This is a genomic window from Streptomyces sp. NPDC002619, assembly GCF_042889305.1.
Taxonomy (GTDB): domain Bacteria; phylum Actinomycetota; class Actinomycetes; order Streptomycetales; family Streptomycetaceae; genus Streptomyces.
Genome location: NZ_JBIAQV010000168.1, coordinates 1 through 1034, shown reverse-complemented (window position 1 = coordinate 1034; position 1034 = coordinate 1). Strand labels below are relative to the sequence as shown.

Annotated in this window: 1 protein-coding gene; it reads left to right on the top strand. The window is 62.4% G+C overall.

The genetic code is table 11. The features are described from left to right. Window positions 1–157 precede the first annotated feature (157 nt). Window positions 158–997, top strand: coding sequence for an IS5 family transposase (locus ACFYXB_RS46040; protein WP_389591486.1), 840 nt, complete (start codon window positions 158–160; stop codon window positions 995–997). Window positions 998–1034 lie beyond the last annotated feature (37 nt).

Here is a 1034-nt window from a genome sequence, read left to right as displayed (position 1 = left end):
TGCTCTACGTAGAGCTTCGTGGCCTTCCAGGCTCCGGTCTCGCCGCCCTTTTGCTCCACGTCTCGCGCCCAGATTCCGTCTGGTCTATGGACTTCATAGAAACGCCCTAAAGGTCAAGTACCGCACTCAGCGGCGCCGTTCGGCTAAGAGCCCCTTCGTGAGCCAGCGGAAGCCGTACCCCAGCGACCTGTCCGACGCCCGATGGGCATTGATCGAACCGACCTTATCCGCCTGGAGGAAAGCCCGACTCGACCGCAGGCCCACCGGCCAGCCGGCCCAGGTGGAACTGCGCGACGTCTTCAACGCACTCCTGTACGTCAACCGCACGGGAATCCCGTGGAAATACCTCCCGCACGACTTCCCGAACCACGGCACCGTCTATGCCTACTACGCCGCCTGGCGCGACGAAGGAATCCTCGCCCAACTCAACTACGACCTCACCGGCCTGGCCCGCGTCAAGGAAGGCCGCAAACCCGAGCCGACCGCATCCGTGATCGACACCCAGAGCGTGAAGACCTCCGCCAACGTGCCCCTGACCAGCCAGGGAACGGACGCCGGGAAGAAAATCGTCGGCAGGAAGCGGGGCATCATCACCGACACGCTCGGCCTGCTCCTCGCCGTGACCGTCACCGCCGCAAGCCTGTCGGAAAACGTCGTAGGAATGCGACTGCTCGACCAGGCCAAGAAGACCTACCCCACTATCTCCAAGAGCTGGGTCGACACCGGCTTCAAGAACGCCATGATCGAGCACGGCGCCAACCTCGGAATCGACGTCGAAGTCGTCAACAGAAACCCCGACATCCGCGGCTTTCACGTCGTCAAAAGGCGCTGGGTCGTCGAGCGAAGTCTGGGATGGATCATGCTTCGCCGACGTCTGGCCCGCGACTACGAGACCCTCCCCGCCAGCTCCGAAGCCATGATCTACATCGCCTCGATCGACAACCTCGCCAAGCGCATAACGGACGAGACCACACCCACCTGGCGAGGCACCTACTAGGGCATACAGGGCAATCTACCTAAATCAAATGCCCTCT